This window comes from Cyclobacterium lianum (assembly GCF_900143075.1).
GTDB classification, from domain to species: Bacteria; Bacteroidota; Bacteroidia; order Cytophagales; family Cyclobacteriaceae; genus Cyclobacterium; species Cyclobacterium lianum.
In genome coordinates, this window is record NZ_FRCY01000001.1 from 244641 (window position 1) to 261941 (window position 17301).

Annotated in this window: 15 protein-coding genes; 9 read left to right on the forward strand and 6 right to left on the reverse strand. The window is 47.3% G+C overall.

Annotation, left to right across the window (positions count from 1 at the left end):
- The first annotated feature begins 110 nt into the window (after nt 1-110).
- The 3 genes from dusB to BUB19_RS00970 all read left to right on the forward strand — a co-directional run bounded on the left by dusB (nt 111) and on the right by BUB19_RS00970 (nt 3055).
- Nucleotides 111-1100, forward strand: coding sequence for a tRNA dihydrouridine synthase DusB (gene dusB, locus BUB19_RS00960; protein WP_073090324.1), 990 nt, complete (start codon nt 111-113; stop codon nt 1098-1100).
- Between the two features lie 53 nt (nt 1101-1153).
- On the forward strand, nt 1154-2065 hold the full coding sequence (locus BUB19_RS00965) for a DMT family transporter (protein ID WP_073090327.1): 912 nt from the start codon (nt 1154-1156) through the stop codon (nt 2063-2065).
- Between the two features lie 72 nt (nt 2066-2137).
- Nucleotides 2138-3055 carry a mechanosensitive ion channel family protein gene (locus BUB19_RS00970; protein ID WP_073090330.1) on the forward strand — a complete coding sequence of 306 codons (918 nt, stop codon included), beginning with the start codon at nt 2138-2140 and terminating at the stop codon, nt 3053-3055.
- A gap of 221 nt (nt 3056-3276) precedes the next feature.
- Here BUB19_RS00970 and BUB19_RS00975 read toward each other — a convergent pair whose 3' ends face one another.
- Together BUB19_RS00975 and BUB19_RS00980 are read right to left on the reverse strand one after the other, a co-directional pair.
- Nucleotides 3277-4266, reverse strand: coding sequence for a YpdA family putative bacillithiol disulfide reductase (locus BUB19_RS00975; protein WP_143155872.1), 990 nt, complete (start codon nt 4264-4266; stop codon nt 3277-3279).
- Between the two features lie 43 nt (nt 4267-4309).
- Nucleotides 4310-5062, reverse strand: coding sequence for an NRDE family protein (locus BUB19_RS00980; protein WP_073090336.1), 753 nt, complete (start codon nt 5060-5062; stop codon nt 4310-4312).
- 141 nt (nt 5063-5203) lie between these two features.
- On the opposite strand from BUB19_RS00980, the gene BUB19_RS00985 reads away from it, so the two are divergent.
- Nucleotides 5204-5581 carry a BlaI/MecI/CopY family transcriptional regulator gene (locus tag BUB19_RS00985; RefSeq protein WP_073090339.1) on the forward strand — a complete coding sequence of 126 codons (378 nt, stop codon included), beginning with the start codon at nt 5204-5206 and terminating at the stop codon, nt 5579-5581.
- On the forward strand, nt 5578-7377 hold the full coding sequence (locus BUB19_RS00990) for a M56 family metallopeptidase (RefSeq protein WP_073090342.1): 1800 nt from the start codon (nt 5578-5580) through the stop codon (nt 7375-7377). Before BUB19_RS00985 ends, BUB19_RS00990 begins: the two co-directional genes overlap by 4 nt.
- A gap of 326 nt (nt 7378-7703) precedes the next feature.
- On the opposite strand, the gene BUB19_RS00995 is transcribed toward BUB19_RS00990, so the two are convergent.
- Together BUB19_RS00995 and BUB19_RS01000 are read right to left on the reverse strand one after the other, a co-directional pair.
- Nucleotides 7704-8066: a hypothetical protein gene (locus tag BUB19_RS00995; RefSeq protein WP_073090345.1), complete on the reverse strand. Its 363-nt coding sequence runs from the start codon at nt 8064-8066 to the stop codon at nt 7704-7706.
- A 6-nt stretch (nt 8067-8072) separates the two neighbouring features.
- Nucleotides 8073-8705, reverse strand: coding sequence for a hypothetical protein (locus tag BUB19_RS01000; RefSeq protein ID WP_073090348.1), 633 nt, complete (start codon nt 8703-8705; stop codon nt 8073-8075).
- A 120-nt stretch (nt 8706-8825) separates the two neighbouring features.
- Between BUB19_RS01000 and BUB19_RS01005 the strand changes: the two genes are divergently transcribed.
- Complete coding sequence (locus BUB19_RS01005) at nt 8826-9398, forward strand: RNA polymerase sigma factor (RefSeq protein ID WP_073091428.1); 573 nt, start codon at nt 8826-8828, stop codon at nt 9396-9398.
- A complete protein-coding gene (locus tag BUB19_RS01010; RefSeq protein ID WP_143155873.1) occupies nt 9391-10749 on the forward strand; it encodes a hypothetical protein in 1359 nt (452 codons plus the stop codon). The genes BUB19_RS01005 and BUB19_RS01010 overlap by 8 nt, the downstream gene beginning before the upstream one ends.
- Before the next feature lie 196 nt (nt 10750-10945).
- Here BUB19_RS01010 and BUB19_RS01015 read toward each other — a convergent pair whose 3' ends face one another.
- Nucleotides 10946-14425: a ThuA domain-containing protein gene (locus BUB19_RS01015; RefSeq protein WP_245802749.1), complete on the reverse strand. Its 3480-nt coding sequence runs from the start codon at nt 14423-14425 to the stop codon at nt 10946-10948.
- A gap of 96 nt (nt 14426-14521) precedes the next feature.
- A complete protein-coding gene (locus BUB19_RS01020) occupies nt 14522-15391 on the reverse strand; it encodes a UbiA family prenyltransferase (protein ID WP_073090353.1) in 870 nt (289 codons plus the stop codon).
- Between the two features lie 87 nt (nt 15392-15478).
- On the opposite strand from BUB19_RS01020, the gene BUB19_RS01025 reads away from it, so the two are divergent.
- Together BUB19_RS01025 and BUB19_RS01030 are read left to right on the forward strand one after the other, a co-directional pair.
- A complete protein-coding gene (locus tag BUB19_RS01025; protein ID WP_073090356.1) occupies nt 15479-16555 on the forward strand; it encodes a type III polyketide synthase in 1077 nt (358 codons plus the stop codon).
- Nucleotides 16552-17262, forward strand: a complete 711-nt coding sequence (locus tag BUB19_RS01030; protein WP_073090359.1) for a methyltransferase domain-containing protein — start codon at nt 16552-16554, stop codon at nt 17260-17262. Before BUB19_RS01025 ends, BUB19_RS01030 begins: the two co-directional genes overlap by 4 nt.
- Nucleotides 17263-17301 lie beyond the last annotated feature (39 nt).

Genomic DNA, 17301 nt, shown 5'->3' on the forward strand with positions numbered 1-17301 from the left:
GGTAACCACCGCCCCGGCACCTAAATTAATACCGGTGATTTGGGCTACATTTGTGGCAATGTTATTGATATTCAAGGAAAAACAATCATTTTTGCAAAAAATTTCATAGTGTGATTAAAATTGGAGAATTAGAACTGGGGGAATTTCCGCTTTTGCTGGCGCCCATGGAAGATGTCAGTGACCCGCCTTTCCGTGCGGTCTGCAAAAGTAACGGGGCAGACCTCATGTATACAGAGTTTATCAGTTCGGAGGGTTTGATACGCGATGCAGCAAAGTCCGTGCAGAAACTAGATGTCTACGACTACGAAAGACCCATAGGGATTCAGATTTTCGGTAATGAAATCAGTTCTATGCGGGAAGCGGCAAGTATAGCCGAAGCCGCGGGCCCGGACATACTGGACATCAATTATGGCTGCCCTGTCAATAAGGTCGCCTGCAAGGGGGCTGGTGCAGGTATTTTGCTGGACATTGACAAAATGGTCTCCATGACGTCCGAGATTGTGAAGGCCGTGGACATTCCGGTCACGGTCAAGACCCGCCTTGGTTGGGACGAAAATTCCATTCGCATAGTGGAAGTGACCGAAAGGTTGCAGGATATAGGCATTCAGGCCATCAGTATACATGCCCGTACACGCAAGCAAATGTACAAAGGGGAGGCAAACTGGAAATACCTGGCGGAGGTCAAAAATAATCCGCGGATTCATATCCCGGTGTTTGGAAACGGAGACATAGACAGTCCGGAAAAGGCCAGGCTTTATCGGGACCAATACGGCGTAGACGGTATGATGATTGGCAGGGCGGCGATTGGCTATCCCTGGATCTTCAATGAGATCAAACACCATTTTGCTACAGGGGCGCTGCTGGAGGGACCAGACCTTGAGGAAAGAGTGGCAGTAGCCAAAAGGCATCTGGATTTCTCCGTAGAGTGGAAAGGAGAAAAGCTGGGTCTGCTGGAGATGAGGAGACATTACACCAATTATTTCAGGGGATTACCACATTTTAAACCTTACCGAACCGCATTGGTTACTTCAGAAGACCATAAGGAGGTGCTGCAGATTCTGGATGAAGTTTCCAGGGTATTTGCCGGCGCCGCATTCTGAATCAACATTTCAACCACTCACGAGCCACAGACAGATGAAAATTTTTCACGCCAATGCCTGAAGCAGACAAGTACCAGCCAATTAAAAACTGGGGGATGTTGTTGGTATTGGCCTTGATATGGGGAAGTTCGTTTATCCTGATCAAAAAGGCCTTGCTGGTGTTTTCTGCCGGAGAAGTAGGCGCCTTACGGATCGTAACCGCCGGCACAGTACTGCTGCCTCTGGCCATGCCGGTATTGAAAGATTTGAGGCGGAAGCAGTTGGGTTATCTGTTGGTAATCGGTTTTGTCGGTAGTTTTATTCCCTCATTTCTGTTTGCTACAGCCCAGACCAACCTTTCCTCCTCTCTGGCCGGCGTGATCAACGCATTGACTCCCCTGATGGTGGTGTTGGTAGGGGGGTTATTTTTTCAGGCCACTATTACCTGGAAGGCTTCCCTGGGCCTGATCATTGCCTTTGTCGGTGTAGGAATTCTGGTACTGGCCGGTTCGGAGACCGGCGTTTCCTTTTTTTCTGACCTGAACCTGTACGGCCTTTTCGTCGTGGCGGCAACGGTTTGTTACGGCCTCAATGTCAATATCATCAAATACAGGGTTCAGGAAATCAGGCCAAAGACCATTACCGCCATTTCGCTGATGATGGTGCTGCCGCTTGCGGCCCTGTATTTATTGGCCTTTACCCAATTTTCCTTTAAGCTGCTGCATGTGGAGGGCGCTTGGCTGGCCGCCGGTTACATTTCCTTACTGGGTATTGTCGGCACCGCTGCCGCTCTGATATTGTTCAATACCATGGTCAAATTGGTTACGCCGGTTTTTGCGAGTTCCGTTACCTACCTGGTGCCGTTGGTGGCCATACTCTGGGGTGTATGGGACGGAGAAAGATTATTTCTGCTCCATTATTTTGGGATTGTCGCAGTTATTATCGGGGTATGGATTGGCAACCGTAAATCCAGACTTTCAAAATAATTCTTTCTACACCGTTGAATTATTGGCATATATTTGCCTAGTTTAAACCTTGATTTTGACAATACCGGTAACATGTTTGATAACCTCCTGGATTTTGACATTGATGTAGCCTTGAGAAACAGGATTCTGCAGACTATCCTGATTGTATTCATCATGTGGTTGATCAACAAGATTTCTGTAAGGCTCATTTATCGGGGCGATGCCGTGGAACTCAAACGGCAGTACCACTGGAGAAAAGTCATTGAGTATACCTCATTTATCGTTGGGATTCTCATCATAGGCAATCTTTGGATCAACAACTTTCAATCCGTAACTACCTTTTTTGGATTGCTCTCCGCAGGTATCGCCATCGCTTTGAAGGATATTTTTGTGAACATCGCCGGCTGGGCTTTCATCTATTTGAGAAAGCCCTTTGATGTGGGTGACCGGATTCAGATTGGGGAAGTACAAGGGGATGTCATTGATCTCCGGTTGTTTCAGTTTTCCCTGCTGGAAATTGGCAATTGGGTGGATGCAGATCAAAGTACCGGCAGGGTGATTCACGTGCCCAACGGTAAGGTTTTTATGGATTCCCAGGCCAACTATTCCATCGGATTTGATTATATCTGGAATGAGCAGAAAATTTACATTACCCTGAGAAGCGATTTCAAAAAGGCCAAGGCAATACTGCTGGAAATCCTGAATGAACACCTGAAGGAAGATTTGAAACTGGCCGAACGGGTATTTAAAAAAGCCAAGCAGGATCATTTGATCGTCTACAAGCAATTTACTCCGATGATTTTTACAAAAATTACCGAAAGGGGCATTCAGCTATCCATGCGCTACCTGTGTGATCCAAAAAAACGGCGTATGTTTGAGCATGCCATTACTGAAAGTATCCTGGAACGGCTGGGGCCAGAAGACAATATCCGCATCGCCTATCCCACTTCCACCATTTTACTTCATCAGGATAAGGTCCATCCTGAGACAAACCCGAGCAGGGGAAAATAATTTTGGACCTGCTTTTTGTCCTTATACCCTCCGTCTATTTGTGCGTTCTTCCTTCCACCAATCATTTTTAAAATGCTTCAGGAAGGCAAACTAAAAGGCAGCTTCTGACCACATGTCCGATCCAACCGGATTCTTGAAAAAGCTATGGTCAACATTGCGATCATACATTCGGATTTTTGTGGATCTTCTTCTTTATCAGGTTATTTGCCAATCCGCCACAGCTATTTTTCGACTTTTGAAGGTATAGCTTTTTTCTTTACAATGTCCTCAATGATCGCTCTGGCATGTACAATGGTATTTTCAATAAAAAATTCCCTGGTATTCAGTCCGCCACAAACCACGCCTGCTAAATATAATCCGGGTACATTGGATTCCTGGCTGCTGTCATCATAGCAGGGCTGCCTTTTTTCATCCAGACTCAGCTCCACGCCGAGTTGATCCAGGAGGGCAAAATTGGGCTTATAGCCTGTCATGGCCAGTACGTAATCATTGGCAATAGTTACTTCCCCTTCTGGTGTATTCAGTACCACCTCATCCTGCCGGATTTCTTTGATGGTAGTATTGAAGTAGCCTTTGATGGACCCTTCCCTGATGCGGTTTTCAATGTCCGGCAAGACCCAGTACTTCACCGTTTGATCGATTTCTGGCTTCATAACGACCATGGTCACTTCTGCGCCTTTTCTCCAGGTCTCCAGTGCTACGTCAACGGCAGAGTTGCCTCCACCGACTACGATTATTTTTTGGCCGATATAGGGCCAGGGTTCCTTATAATAATGCGTGACTTTGGGTAAATCCTCACCTGGTACATTCATGGTGTTGGGGAGATCGTAGAAACCAGTCGCCAGGACCAGCTTTTCGGCCAGGTAAACACCTTTGGAAGTATTGACCCGGAATCCGTCATCTTTTTTCTCCAGTTGTAAAACCTCTTCGTACAGGTTTATCCTGAGCTGGTAGTGTTTGACGATCCTTCGGTAGTATTCAAGGGCCTCGGGACGGGTGGGTTTATTGGAGATAGACATAAAGGGGATGTCTCCCATCTCCAGTTTTTCTGAAGTGGAAAAAAAAGTCATATTGACCGGATAGTTATAGATTGAATTGGTCAGCACACCTTTTTCTACGATCAGGTAGTCCAGGTTATTCTTTTTTGCTTCTATACCGCATGCCAAGCCTATAGGTCCGGCGCCAATAATCAATAGTTCCAACTTTTTCATATGCATATAAACACCATTATGCGACCATAGTTCCGGAAAGCCACTATTTTGGCGGGATGGTAAACTCGCTGATTTCCTTAAGGGGTACCGTACGGATTTCTTTGATCCCCATGGTGCCGTCGTGGTGCCAGCGTACTGCAGTGGTGTTGACGGTGCCGTAGTAATCTCCTACACAGATGAATTGGGCGGAGACCGCTTTTTCCAGTTCTACCGACAGACCTGTTTCGGGTAATTCGCTCTCTGGAGCGGTTTCCCTACTCTGCAGCAAGCCCAATAGATCGTCCAGCTCGGGATTTTTGCGGTCCAGGAGAGACACCAGTTGATTTTTGGCCTGGATTACTTTTGGCCAGGGACTGTCCAGGTAGGCATTGGAAATGGCGTGTACGCCCGGTGGTACCTGTAGTATGTCGCCGCCATAATTGGAGTATACATACATCTCCTCCCCTGAAGCGACCAGCAGGTTGAAGCCATTGTAGGAGCTGCCCACTGTTGCTACCTCATGCAGGTAGTCAAGTGGTGTTTTTTTACCGTTCAGGAAACCTGTCACTAACTCACCCCTGGATCTTTCCCGTGGTTTTTCATTGGCTATATCCCGGAAATTGGTGAGTGCGGCAAAACGGCCGTCCGGATGAAAGCCAAGCCAGGTACCTCCTTCCTTCAGATCCTTGCCGGCGTATATTCCGCTGTCCCAGCGGTGAAGGGCCTTGCTGGGCCTCTCATAAAACTCGTCTCTGTTTGCTGTCAGTACCAGTTTATATTCCGGATGCTGTTGCCAGTTGAAGCTAATCAAACACATTCACAAATTAAGTGAGAAGCGCTGTTTGGAAAAAAATATCCGGCATATTTTTAACAAATTTTAATACGATAAAAATCGTATAAAATTTTGATTTACGATTTATGTCGTATATATTTGATACGAAATCAATCGTACTTAAAGATGCAGGAAAAACCGACAGCGGCCGAACTGGAAGTATTGGCCATTATCTGGGATCTGGGCGAGGCCAGTGTACGGGATGTGCACGAAAAACTGGCACTGGACAAGGAAACCGGATACACTACCACACTCAAAATCATGCAAAATATGTATGCGAAAGGTTTGCTTAGCAGAGATGAACAGAAAAAGAGACATGTGTACCGTGCTGAGGTAAGCCAGAAAGATACCCAGCAATCACTCGTGAAAAGTTTTATTAGCAAAACATTTGGTGGCTCAGCCAAAAAGCTGGTCATGCAAGCCCTGGGGCAAAGTGATCCCTCCAGGGAGGAAATTGAGGAGATCCGTGCATTTCTGGACAAAATTGAAAACAAGAGATCATGAATCTGACCTTGCCTTTATCCGACATACCCGAATTGCTGGGCTGGGCTTTGCTGCATTCCCTGTGGCAATTTCTATTGCTGGCGGGTGTATATGCGCTGATATTGCGTATTCCCATTTTTCGGATACCCCGATACCGCTACCTGGCAGGTTTTTTCAGCCTGATCCTGATGTTCCTCTGCTTTCTGTCCACAGTCTGCTACGAATACCTGCAACTGGCGGCAGCGCCTGCCATGCCGTCCGCTACTTCTACATACCTGGCCATGCCTTCCGGACCTGCCGGATACCAGCAAGGTTTGACTGCTATGGCCGTAGATTTCTTCCGGAAGGTGCTCCCCTACCTGGTCAATGTCTGGTTTATTGGCGTGGTGTTTTACATGCTGCGCCTGTTGGGAAATTTTGTCAGTTTGCAGCAGATCAGGCGCAGGTCCTCTGCAGATTTGTCCGGATGGATTTTTGACTGCACCAAAACCTGTATGCAACAGATGCAGATCCGGCTTCCGGTCTGCATAAGAAAAAGTGAAGAAATCGAGGTGCCTATGGTGTTTGGGATACTCAAACCGATGGTTTTGATTCCTGCGGGTCTGGTATTCAATATGCCTTCTGCTCAGCTGGAGGCCATAATTGCCCATGAGCTGGCCCATGTTCGCCGCCATGATTTTGCGTTCAACCTGTTTCAGTCTTTTCTTGAAATGATCTTTTTCTACCATCCGGCCTTCTGGTGGATAAATGAGACCATAAGGGAATCCAGAGAGCAGGCTACTGATGATTTGGCGATAGCCTGTGGAGCGAAAGGTGCTGATCTGGCGCACGCATTGGCCCATATCGTCAACATGACCAGCACACCGACACCCCAACTGGCCATGGCCGCCAGTAAGTCCGGATTTCCGACCCTTCACAGGATACAACGAATGATGGGGATGAAACCCAATAGAATAAACAATACACCATTAATCACAAAAACCATGATGATCACAAGTTTGCTAAGCTGTGTGCTGCTACTGGGAACGGCACAACAGGAAGATCTCCCCCGGGAAGACTGGCTGGAGACCAGGCTCCGTTACGCAACCGTTTATGCTATTGATCAGGACTCCCCCCTGTCTTTGGATCTCGATATTGATACCAATAAAACCAATTCCGCCTCGTCAACCCGGATCCTCAGCATGGATATAGCCGTTGAGATGGATTCGGCTGGCGAGCGGGTGGAGGCCAATGTCCGGCTTGACAGCGTTCCGGATATGCCATCCTGGACAATTCCTGCTCCACCGGTCTTTCCGGGTCTTTCTGCTGCACCGGTGTTCCCGGCCATGCCTCCCGCGCCGGTATTTCCAGACGCCCATCCTTTTATTGCTGACACCTTTATGGATGGGTTTGGAGACAGTATCCGCATTTACGCCTCCAAAATTGTACAGTTTCATAGAGATACCACACCTGATGGGATGGCGCAGAAAGAAATATTTCAGCAGAAGATGAAGGATTTTCAGCAGAAAATGGCTGATGCTCAAAAATTATTTGAGGCAAAAATGAAGGATTGGGAAGCTGAATTTAAGCCCAAGATGGAAGAGTTTGAAGCAAAAATGGAGGCCTGGAGAAAGGAAAACGAACCCAGAATGGAGGAATTTGAAGCCAGAATGGAAGCCTGGAGAAAAGCCAACGAACCCCGGATGGAGGAATTTGAAGCCAGAATGAAGGAGTGGCGCAAAGAACAGGAAGCGAAGATAGAAGTCATTGAAGAGAAAATTAGGGAACGAGAAAAAACGATAGAAAAGCGTAAGGAGGAAGCCGAGCAAAACAGGTGACTGTTTTGAAGACGCTAAAAAACACCACACCCTTTTCTTAAATCTCAATATAAGTTTTGCGTCTTGCCAGACTGGAATAACAGGGTGGCATTTCGGAAAGTGTACCGGGTTACATGGGTATGCGGAAGTTGTATGTGCGTAAATCTTGAAGTCTACAGGAAAATTGGACAGTGTCCCAAAATCTGTGTAAATGATATTTTTAAGGTGAGTTTTTTTAGCCATAAGGCAAGCAGAATATCAATAAATTAAAGCAGGTCATAAATGGCCTGCTTTTACATTGTATTTTTAGAGCCGATTTTTCGAAACAGTAACCTTCACCTTCATTTTCATGCGCTTAGGGCAATTGGTACTAACTTGGAATTGGATGGAAAAGTCATGCTCAACTCGAGTTTTCCATCGTCACGTAAGAACCGGTAAGTTCCGTTGATCTCCTGACTACCGGAGTTAGCCAGTACAGATCCATCGGCATCAAAATTGAAGACAAATGCTTCAAAATGAGCAGTTTTATCTCGGTCATCTTCGATAAACCTACTGATGCGGACACCAGCGGAAGACACCAATGTCTCTGAGAGGTCAGCGGCAGTGATAGTTCTCTCAGACAATTGTTCTTCAGAAGGGGGCGATTCTTCTACGAATAAGTTGCAGGACAGTAGCCCAACTAGTAATAGGATAATAGGATAGGATTTCATCGGAATCTAATTTTCTTTCAAATTTTTCAGAGCGAACACTCCCATTTTCAGGCCCACCTGGAAAGTGAGGTTATTTCCGGCTGCTGGCACACCGGTAGCGTCTTGCAGGCTTGCACCCATGATCCGGTACCCCAGCCCGGCATGCAATCTGGCAAAGCGGTGCAGGTTTATTTCGAGCTGGGCGCCGGGCTCGAAAAAGAGATTTTGTGTTTCTTCATAATCCAGATATCTGCCTTCCTCATCGATCTCCAGTTCCATGACCCCCATAGAAAAAGGGAAAGTAAAGTGTATAAGGCGAGTGGAGAAAAGTGTGTATTCGAGAAATCCCCCCGCCTGAAAAGCATCCATGTGGGCTCCTGATGGCAGGGAGTTTTCAAATGAGGAAGGCCGGATATCGTTCAGCAGCTGTCCGTAAAATCCACCTACGGTCAATTTGTCGTGAAAGATTATGCCCGCCCGAAAATTTGCGAAACCGGCACCCTCGCCCGCGACCTGGCTTAATTGGGCACCCGGATCTACCATAAACCCAATATGCTCGAGAGAGAGTTTGTTGCCAAAAAGGGTTTCAGGGCTTTCCTGTGCTCTGACAACGCCCGTGGTGATTCCCAATAAGAATAGCAATACAATTGACTTTTTCATATAGATGTTGATTTGGTTTCAGAGGCATTACGTCCCGGCTTTCCGAAACCGTTGCCTGAAAGTAGAAATTTTTTCATTGAGGCAACCTTTTTAGGTGCTTTGATCGTGATATACGCAATTATGAACTTACCCGATTCCAAGGAAATCCAGGAGTTGATTCGCCGGTGTCGCAAACACAACCGGAAGGCGCAGGAGCGCTTGTTTAAGTTGGCTTACCCGCTTGCGTTGAATGTTTCACGCCGCTATACTCAGGATCTGGACGAAGCCCGGTCAATAGTCAATGAAGGTATGCTCAAAGTATTCAGGCAGCTTGAAACCTACAGTCCGGATTTGAGTTTTGGAGGCTGGCTGCGTCGCATCATGGTCCATTCGGCTATCGATCATTACCGGCGCAGGAAACGCTACGAAGACCGGTTTCGCAGCTACGAGGAAGCACCGATCTCACCTTCTTTTAACGATGATTTGCTGGACAAAATCAGTGCAGAAGAAATCCTTGCTCTCGTACAAAATCTTTCTCCTGCCTACCGGATGGTGTTTTCCCTTTATGCAGTAGAGGGCTATACCCATAGAGAAATTGCTGAACAATTGGGTATCTCAGAGGGCACATCTAAATCTAACTATGCAAAAGCCAGAGCAGGCATGCAAAAAGCCCTGGCGGCACTTCACCTGGAAAAGAAAAAATATCATGGCTAAGCAAGATCCATTCGAAAAGAAAATCAGGGAGAAGCTCGAACAGCTTCCTTCCCCTGAAGATGAGGGTGCCTGGGAAAAATTTTCCCAGATGCTGGATAGGCCAGAAACTTCTTTCTGGAAGCATTGGCTTTCACCTTACCTGTACGCTACGGTGCTGTTCCTGGGTGCCATTTGGTGGTTGGAGACAAAAGATGAAAAATACGCCGACACCCATTTCTCTCCGGAAGAGGATAGGAAATGGGTAGATACAGTTCACAGAAGCGATACTGTATATTTGGTGGATACCGTTTATATGTACCAGAAGATATTTGTCAAAGAAATCCCTAAGGGTTTACCTGGAGAGAATACAGCATCCGGTTTAAGTGAAAACCCTACTGAATCAATTGGAATTGTGGCTTATGGAGGTGCAAGAGGATTGGGTGTTGCCGGGTCTGAAGCAACGGCGGCAAAGCTACAGCAAGGAGCAGCAGCTGATTCCATAACTTTGGACACCTCTCACGTAATACCCAAATGCTATGATGGTGACCGGTCTGCAATGGTGGAGCTTTCCACTGGCCTGGATTTGAATGTTCCGGGTGCTGCTGAAATCTTTGAGAAAGATCTTAGTCGTACCGGCCGGAGGAAATCATATGCTGCCCCGGCGGTCACCGGCCCGAATGAGTTTGTGATGCGGGCAGAAAAGGAAATCGTTGTCGGAGATACCAGCAACTTGAATCAGACATTCATTCCCAGAAAGATGGGCCCATCAGTACACCTGGAGGCTGGCACTTCTCTGCAGTTTCCAATCAGTCGTTTAATTGAGTATTATACCCCCATTCAGTACGGAGCGCACCTGGGACTGGAATGGCGTAGCGGCTGGGGGCTTTACCTGGGAGCAATAGGTAATCAGGTTGAAGGGGAGCTGGATGATGAGGAAATCATGGCATTAGACCCTGCATTGGTGGATGGTCTTCCGGGAGTGCCTGAGGACATCAGTAATCTGGACGAAATATACCTTACCAACCGGCAGTGGTTTTTCCCTCTGGAGCTTCGCTGGCAAAGCCCCCGCTTTGCTGGTGTCAGCTTTGAAAGTGCTTTTGGAATAGTCGGCAATTACTTGTACCAGCAAGATTTTACCTATGAATTTGAAAATAATTTCGAGGAGGAATACGACTATGCCTCAGCCCGCCCCGGGCAGTTTACAGTCAGCCATTTGCGCCTTGGAGTTGGAACCAATTACCTGTTGACAAAGCGATGGAAATTGCTTTTGCGGAGCCAGTACTGGTTGCCTGTTTCTAAAACCGGCCTGCTTAGGGATCGCACTCACGGCGTTTCAGTTGAGGTCGGAGCAAATTTTTCATTTGGGAAATAATTTCCATATAGTCGAAAGTCGGGAAGGGTTTTTGGTAGTTCTTCTTTGCTAAACAGTCGATCGGTATGCTTATAAAAAACAGGTGACGGCAAAGAAAAACAAAAAAAACCACCCCGAACGCCTGGTGGTTCGGGGTGGTTTTAGATGTAAGCGGCTAGTATATATCTCCGCCTTACCGCAGTGCCTGTTTTGTATGTTATTCCGGCATCATTTCCATGGACATGATGGCCATATTAACAGACTCTTCTTCGTTTAGTGAGGAAGTCACGATATACAAATCCTGGAAGCCAGGTTCACCGGCATCCTGAAAAGAAAGTTCGAAAGGATACTGCGTCATTCCCTCCGCTGGTTTCTTTCTGATGATCGCCTGGCCAAGTAATTTGCCCTCGGGACCACCTATCCTGGCCTCAACCCTGTACCCGAAGTCAAATGCACGCTGCGAACCTGCAAGGAAGGCAATTCCTGAAATGCCATTCAGATCAACATTTTTTAAGGAGAAATGCCCCTGGCCCGTTGGTGCCAGCAATATTTGTTGTCCATTCACATCGAATGTATTGAACCCTCCGCCTGAGTTAAGATCGCCCAGATTAATTTTGCTATTTCTGAGGAATGCAGTGGTGGAGGAACTCAGAGGCCTGATATTTTCTCCCCCTCTATCTGTGAAGCTGGCGTTGAGGATCATAACGCCATTTGCCGCCATTTCCTTGTCCTGAAGGGGGTCAAGTTCTCCTTCTGCTGGTAGAGAGGCCTCCAGATTTTCCAACTCTCCCAGGGAGAGTACCCAGGCCACAATTTTTCTGGCATCTCCTTCCTTAAGGGTGGGATTTGCCGGCATCATGGTTTCGCCCCAAACTCCAGAACCGCCTTTGAGGATTTTATTTACCAGATGGTCTACCGCACCGGCATCCCCTTCATATTTTTTTGCGACTTCCGTATAGGCCGGGCCGATAGAGGTTTCATTTTCTTTGTGGCAGGTTTTACAAGTAAGTGATTCCATGATGCTTTTGCCGGCCATGGCTTCTGACATGACCTGGTGGCCCATAGCGGCCTCGGCCTGATCAAAACCTTCGATATAATCTGCCGAAACATAAAGAGAAGACAGATCATTGCCTGCCTCAGGATCATCCGGGTCGTTGACCAGGACCTGGTACCCTACGTTTTTCCCTGGAAAATAAAAGCTTCCGTTTCCTGTAAACTCAATATGCACTTCCGGGGCGACATTGCCCGCATAGATATTGATGGTATTGCTACTTACGGTCTCACCGCTGGTATCGTTTACCCGAACAGACACATCATAGTCTCCGATGTTTTCAAAGGAATAACTAAGTTCAGGCACATCGGTGGTGATGATGTCACCATTGTCCAGGTCCCAGGTATAAGTCAGCGGATCATTTTCCGGATCGGTAACCTCAGCACTCAGGTTTACCGCCAGGGGCAGGCTCCCGGAAGTCTTATCAGCGCTGATACCGGCGATCACCGGCGCCCTGTTGCCGGGGTTATAATTGATAACCGAGAGTGCGGCATCAGGGTTAGCACTAAACCAGCCATTGCCATATTCAAGCAGGTACAGTTTGCCATCCGGGCCAAGTTCCATATCGATCAGGGCATTGTGGCGCACATTTTCCATGAAGGGCTCCATTTTCACATAATCACCATTTTCATCCATGCTTACCACTTTGATCCAGCCTCGGATCCATTCGTAGATAAAGAGCTTGCCGTCGTAGTAGTCTGGAAGTCCTCCACCATCCGGATACAGGTCCGAATAATATACAGGCCCGGCCATCGCATTTCGTCCGCCGGTTCCTACCTGGGGGAAAGTCTCAGACTGGTCATAGGGATAATAGATAAAGGCAGGCTGGGCAGGAGGCAGCTCCCGAAGGCCGGTATTGTTTTGAGATATATTTACCGGCGACAGCGGGTCAAATTGTATTCCCGGTTCACCCGTATTGAAATTATAGGCATTGTAAGGATAATTGTCTCCTACGAAGAAGGGCCAACCAAAGAACCCGGCTTTTTTCGCCTGGTTGACTTCATCGTATCCCCTTGGCCCCCTCACCCCGAGGCTGTCTGCCCTTGCATCAGGACCGACTTCTCCCCAATAGAGGTAGCCTGTTTTCTGGTCTACACTGATCCGGTAGGGGTTACGGTTACCCTGTACATATATTTCCGGCTGGGTGCCCTCCATGCCCTCGGGATACAGGTTTCCTTCGGGAATGCTATAGCTTCCATCTTCATTGACCCGGATCCGGAGTATTTTTCCGCGAAGATCATTGGTGTTTCCGGAAGAACGGGCCGCATCGTATTGCTCAAATCCGGGCCGGTCGTCCAGAGGAGCGTACCCCCTTAAGGTGTGCGTCTGATTGGGCTGGTTAAAGGGAGTAGAATTGTCACCGGCAGAAACATAGAGCAATCCTTCGCTGTCGAAGGCTATAGACCCTCCGGTGTGGCAGCAAATATCCCGCTGAGAATAAAACTCCAGAATGATCTGTTCGCTATCCATTTTCCATTCTTCAGCTTCAAATTTAAATCTGGACAGCCTGTTGACAGATTTACCCACGGGACTGTAAAAGACATACACCCAGCGGTTGTTTTCGAAATCAGGGTCTGCTTTGATTCCCATCAAGCCTTCTTCTGCATTTACTCTGGGTACGTCTGTCTTCCAGTATACATCCAGTTGCGCGATTTGATTGGCAGTAGAATCACCGGCCTGATAATACAGTATTTCGCCGCGTCTTTGGGCCACCAATATATCCAGATTGGGCAGGATGGCCATTTCGGTGGGTTCGGTAAACCCACCCCGCACCATAGTGACCTTTTCAAAGCGGTCCGCTTCCGGAACCCTTTTGCTGGTCGCTTTGGAATAGTCCAGTATTTTGTTATCTCCTATGGCATATCTGATGCCTTCCAGCAGGTGTTTCAGGTACAAATCCTCTTCGAACGAAGCTGAAGTATGTCCGCCTCCGGTGTAGAAGGCCCTGCCTCCATCGTACTCATGGTACCAGGCAATGGGATGCTCTCCCATATCTTCTCCTCCCTGGTAACTGTCCTCATCCAATGTCATCAACACCTTTACGTCTGTATTGAAATCCTTGTAGCTGTACCATTCATCTGTTCTTGTCCATTGTTCAGGTAAAAATGAAGTGCTGCTATGGGATTGATCCACCACATCGATTACACCTTCCTGCACATTGGGATGCGGGTCATTGATGCCCGGATGATCTGAAAAATAACCTCCGGCCATCTTTCCATACCAGGCCCAGTCATATTCGGTATCGGCTGCAGCGTGTATGCCCACGAAGCCGCCGCCTGCCTGAATGTACCGCTCGAAATCTGCTTCCTGGTAATGGTTCAACACATCTCCCGTGGTACTGAGAAATACCACCGCACTGTATTGTTGCAGTATTTCTTCTGCAAACATGGCCGCATTGGTAGTGGTATCCACTTGAAATCCGTTTTCCTTCCCTAATTTCACTATTGCCCGAACGCCATCCGGAATGGATTCATGGTAGTAACCCGAGGTTTTGGAAAAGACCAATATTTTAGGATCTCCGGATCTGGTAGAACAGGCAGCTAAAAACAGGCCTGCAAACAAAAGGGCCAGAAAGCCCTTTATGATGCGATTGATATACATACTTCGTTTTAATTTTTGCAGCAATATAAAGAATATCTTTTTCATAAAGCCTCAACTGGCCCATATTTAGTTTAAATGGCTCCTTATTTCCCGGGCCCGGGCTGCAGCCCGGGAAAGGGATGCCTTACCTGTGCATCTGATTTAGAAATGGAAGGCCAGGTAAATGAAAAAGATATTCAGTGCAGTGGAGGATACCTTGTTCATCCACATGGCCATTTGGTGGCTTACATACTCTTCGGGATTTTTTCGGACCAGCAAAAACCATAGGGAGAAATAGCTCACCACGGGCAACATGGCAAACAAAAATGCCCAAATAGCGGGGGGCAGGGGAATATTTAGGAAATATTGAATAAAAGCAACACCTCCCAATAAAAACCAAATGGCGGCAAAACCGAAAGTACCCGACACGCCAAGTTTGATGCTGAGCGTAATATCTCCCCTTTTGAGGTCTTCACCGTGCTGGTAGACCTGGGTCAATGGATAGGACCCCAGCAAAAGAACGCTGCTCAGTAGCGCGGGCACCCAGACCTCCTGTTGCAGGAGCTGGGTGGATCCCGAGCCGGTAATGCCTTCATAACACATTCCAAAGGTAAATGCCCCTTGAAAGAAGCCGGCGGTGAGCCAACTGATGTAGGGGTATTTCTTCAACCTGATGGAGGGATGGCTGTAAGCCATGGACACCAGTCCATACACCAAAACCATAGCAAAAAAGACTATACCGAGAAAAAGGGAAGCGAATAACGCCAGCAAAAAGAAAACTTGTGAAAGGTAGTACAATCCCCGGGTAACTTTTTTGGGGTTTTTGAGCCCGCCGATACTTTTCTCGTCTTTGTCAAAATAGCTGTTGTATCCATTGCTGGAAGGATACAGGAGGAGGTGAAGAATGACCCACACCCAAATCGCCCTGCCAGTGTCAATCTCTGGAACAACTGCGAGTGCAAATAAGTACACTGGCATCAGGTAGTAGGAAAAGGGAATCCTCAGATGTTCCCAGTTGGATTTGGCAAACATAACTCGAAAGCTTTATAATTTTTCGTCAGGGCAACGGTTTTTTACTTATCTTGAAAATTACAATAAATATCAGCTAAATAGAAATCCATGCAAAGCCATATCGTCAGTATAGGGTTGGCCAATCCCGGAAACCCTATACCTCAGGAGAAAATCAGTCGCTTCATGCAAATGGCTCATGGCTTGGATCGCAAAGAAAGTAGAAAATTAGGATTTGTATACCGGAAGTCCGGTATCCGTCAGCGGTACAGTGCATTGAGTGATTTTCACCACGAAGACCCGGCAAAGTTTGCCTTTTTTCCGAACAATCCTAGCCTGGAACCTTTCCCGGGTACATCCAGCAGGATGAGAATTTTCAGAAAGGAGGCGCCTGTTCTCGCCAATCTGGCCATCGAACGCTGTTTGAAAAAAGCAGACGCATTGCCAGGAAGCATTACCCATCTGGTGCTGGTTTCCTGTACGGGCATGTATGCTCCGGGAGTGGAAATGGATATCATTCAAACGATGGGCTTCGCCAATACCATAGAAAGATATGCCATACATTTTATGGGCTGTTATGCTGCCTTCAACGCGATAAAACTGGCGGACCGCATCTGTCACAGTGAGCAGGATGCCAAGGTATTGGTAGTAGGCGTTGAGCTTTGTACCATCCATTTTCAGAAAGACTACAATGAAGACAATGTCATCGCCAACGCCCTTTTTGGAGACGGAGCTGCCGCTGTATTGATCAAATCATCTGCGAAGGGACTTGCTATCAAAGCATACCAAAGCAATATCCTGGTAGAAGGAGAGTCGGATATGGCCTGGTCGATAGGAGATTTTGGTTTCGAGATGAAACTCAGCAAATATATTCCGGAGCTGCTCAGTAACGGTATTCAGCAGTTCGGAAGAAATCTGGAAAAGAAATTCGGCATTTCCCGTATCCGGCAATTTGCCATACACCCGGGGGGTAGACAGATTCTGAAAAGAATAGAAATGGCTTTCGGTATCAGAGAGCAGCAAAATTTTCATGCCCATGAAGTGCTGGGGAAATTTGGAAACATGTCGTCAGTCACGATATTGTTTGTATTGGCAGGTATTTTAGAAGATCCAGCCATACAGGGAGATATCCTGGCCATGGGTTTTGGCCCCGGACTTACCCTGGAAACATTATTGCTGGAAAAATGATGGATAAATTTTCCCAACGAAGCGAGGCCAAAGAATGGATGGATGACCTGCAATGCAGCGGCAGAGAGCTGGACCAAACTATACGGGAGCTAAAGACCATTAACCGGCTACTTGGCGGCAACAGCGTGACCACCTCAGGCCTGGATTACCTGATGCGGCAGAGGCCTCAGGAGCAGTACGCTATTGCCGACCTGGGCTGTGGTGGGGGGGATATGGCCATATGGATAAAAAAATGGAGCCTCCAGAAGGGGCATGATTGTAAAGTGACCGGGATAGACGCCAACCCCAACATCATTGCCCTTGCAAGAGAAAGATGCAGGGCTGCAGGTATGGAAGTAGACTTCAATGTAGCCAATGTTTTTGACCCGGGATTTTTACAGCAGGGCACAGATCTGATCACCTGTACTTTATTTACCCATCATTTTACCAATGAAGAACTTATTTCGCTGATCGGAAACCTAAAGCAGTCCGGCAGCATCGGCATTGTCATCAATGACCTTCACCGCCATTTTCTGGCCTACTACAGTATCATGGGGCTAACCAGCCTGTTTTCGAGATCGGCGATGGTAAAAAATGATGCGCCGCTGTCGGTATTGCGCGCTTTCTCCAGAAACGACTGGGAGCACATCCTAAAGGCTGCCAATGTCGAAAAATTTAAAATTTCCTGGAACTGGGCCTTCAGATGGCAGGTTATTTGCTGGTTTTGAGTAAATTTTCGTATTTTAAACCAATTCAAACATAAAAGA

Excerpts from the sequence above, each read along its gene's own strand:
- BUB19_RS00965 (WP_073090327.1), top strand. The coding sequence starts at position 1,154 with ATGCCTGAAGCAGACAAGTACCAGCCAATTAAAAACTGGGGGATGTTG.
- BUB19_RS00970 (WP_073090330.1), top strand. The coding sequence starts at position 2,138 with ATGTTTGATAACCTCCTGGATTTTGACATTGATGTAGCCTTGAGAAAC.
- BUB19_RS00975 (WP_143155872.1), bottom strand. The coding sequence starts at position 4,266 with ATGAAAAAGTTGGAACTATTGATTATTGGCGCCGGACCTATAGGCTTG.
- BUB19_RS00980 (WP_073090336.1), bottom strand. The coding sequence starts at position 5,062 with ATGTGTTTGATTAGCTTCAACTGGCAACAGCATCCGGAATATAAACTG.
- BUB19_RS00985 (WP_073090339.1), top strand. The coding sequence starts at position 5,204 with ATGCAGGAAAAACCGACAGCGGCCGAACTGGAAGTATTGGCCATTATC.
- BUB19_RS00990 (WP_073090342.1), top strand. The coding sequence starts at position 5,578 with ATGAATCTGACCTTGCCTTTATCCGACATACCCGAATTGCTGGGCTGG.
- BUB19_RS00995 (WP_073090345.1), bottom strand. The coding sequence starts at position 8,066 with ATGAAATCCTATCCTATTATCCTATTACTAGTTGGGCTACTGTCCTGC.
- BUB19_RS01000 (WP_073090348.1), bottom strand. The coding sequence starts at position 8,705 with ATGAAAAAGTCAATTGTATTGCTATTCTTATTGGGAATCACCACGGGC.
- BUB19_RS01005 (WP_073091428.1), top strand. The coding sequence starts at position 8,826 with ATGAACTTACCCGATTCCAAGGAAATCCAGGAGTTGATTCGCCGGTGT.
- BUB19_RS01010 (WP_143155873.1), top strand. The coding sequence starts at position 9,391 with ATGGCTAAGCAAGATCCATTCGAAAAGAAAATCAGGGAGAAGCTCGAA.
- BUB19_RS01015 (WP_245802749.1), bottom strand. The coding sequence starts at position 14,425 with ATGAAAAAGATATTCTTTATATTGCTGCAAAAATTAAAACGAAGTATG.
- BUB19_RS01020 (WP_073090353.1), bottom strand. The coding sequence starts at position 15,391 with ATGTTTGCCAAATCCAACTGGGAACATCTGAGGATTCCCTTTTCCTAC.
- BUB19_RS01025 (WP_073090356.1), top strand. The coding sequence starts at position 15,479 with ATGCAAAGCCATATCGTCAGTATAGGGTTGGCCAATCCCGGAAACCCT.
- BUB19_RS01030 (WP_073090359.1), top strand. The coding sequence starts at position 16,552 with ATGATGGATAAATTTTCCCAACGAAGCGAGGCCAAAGAATGGATGGAT.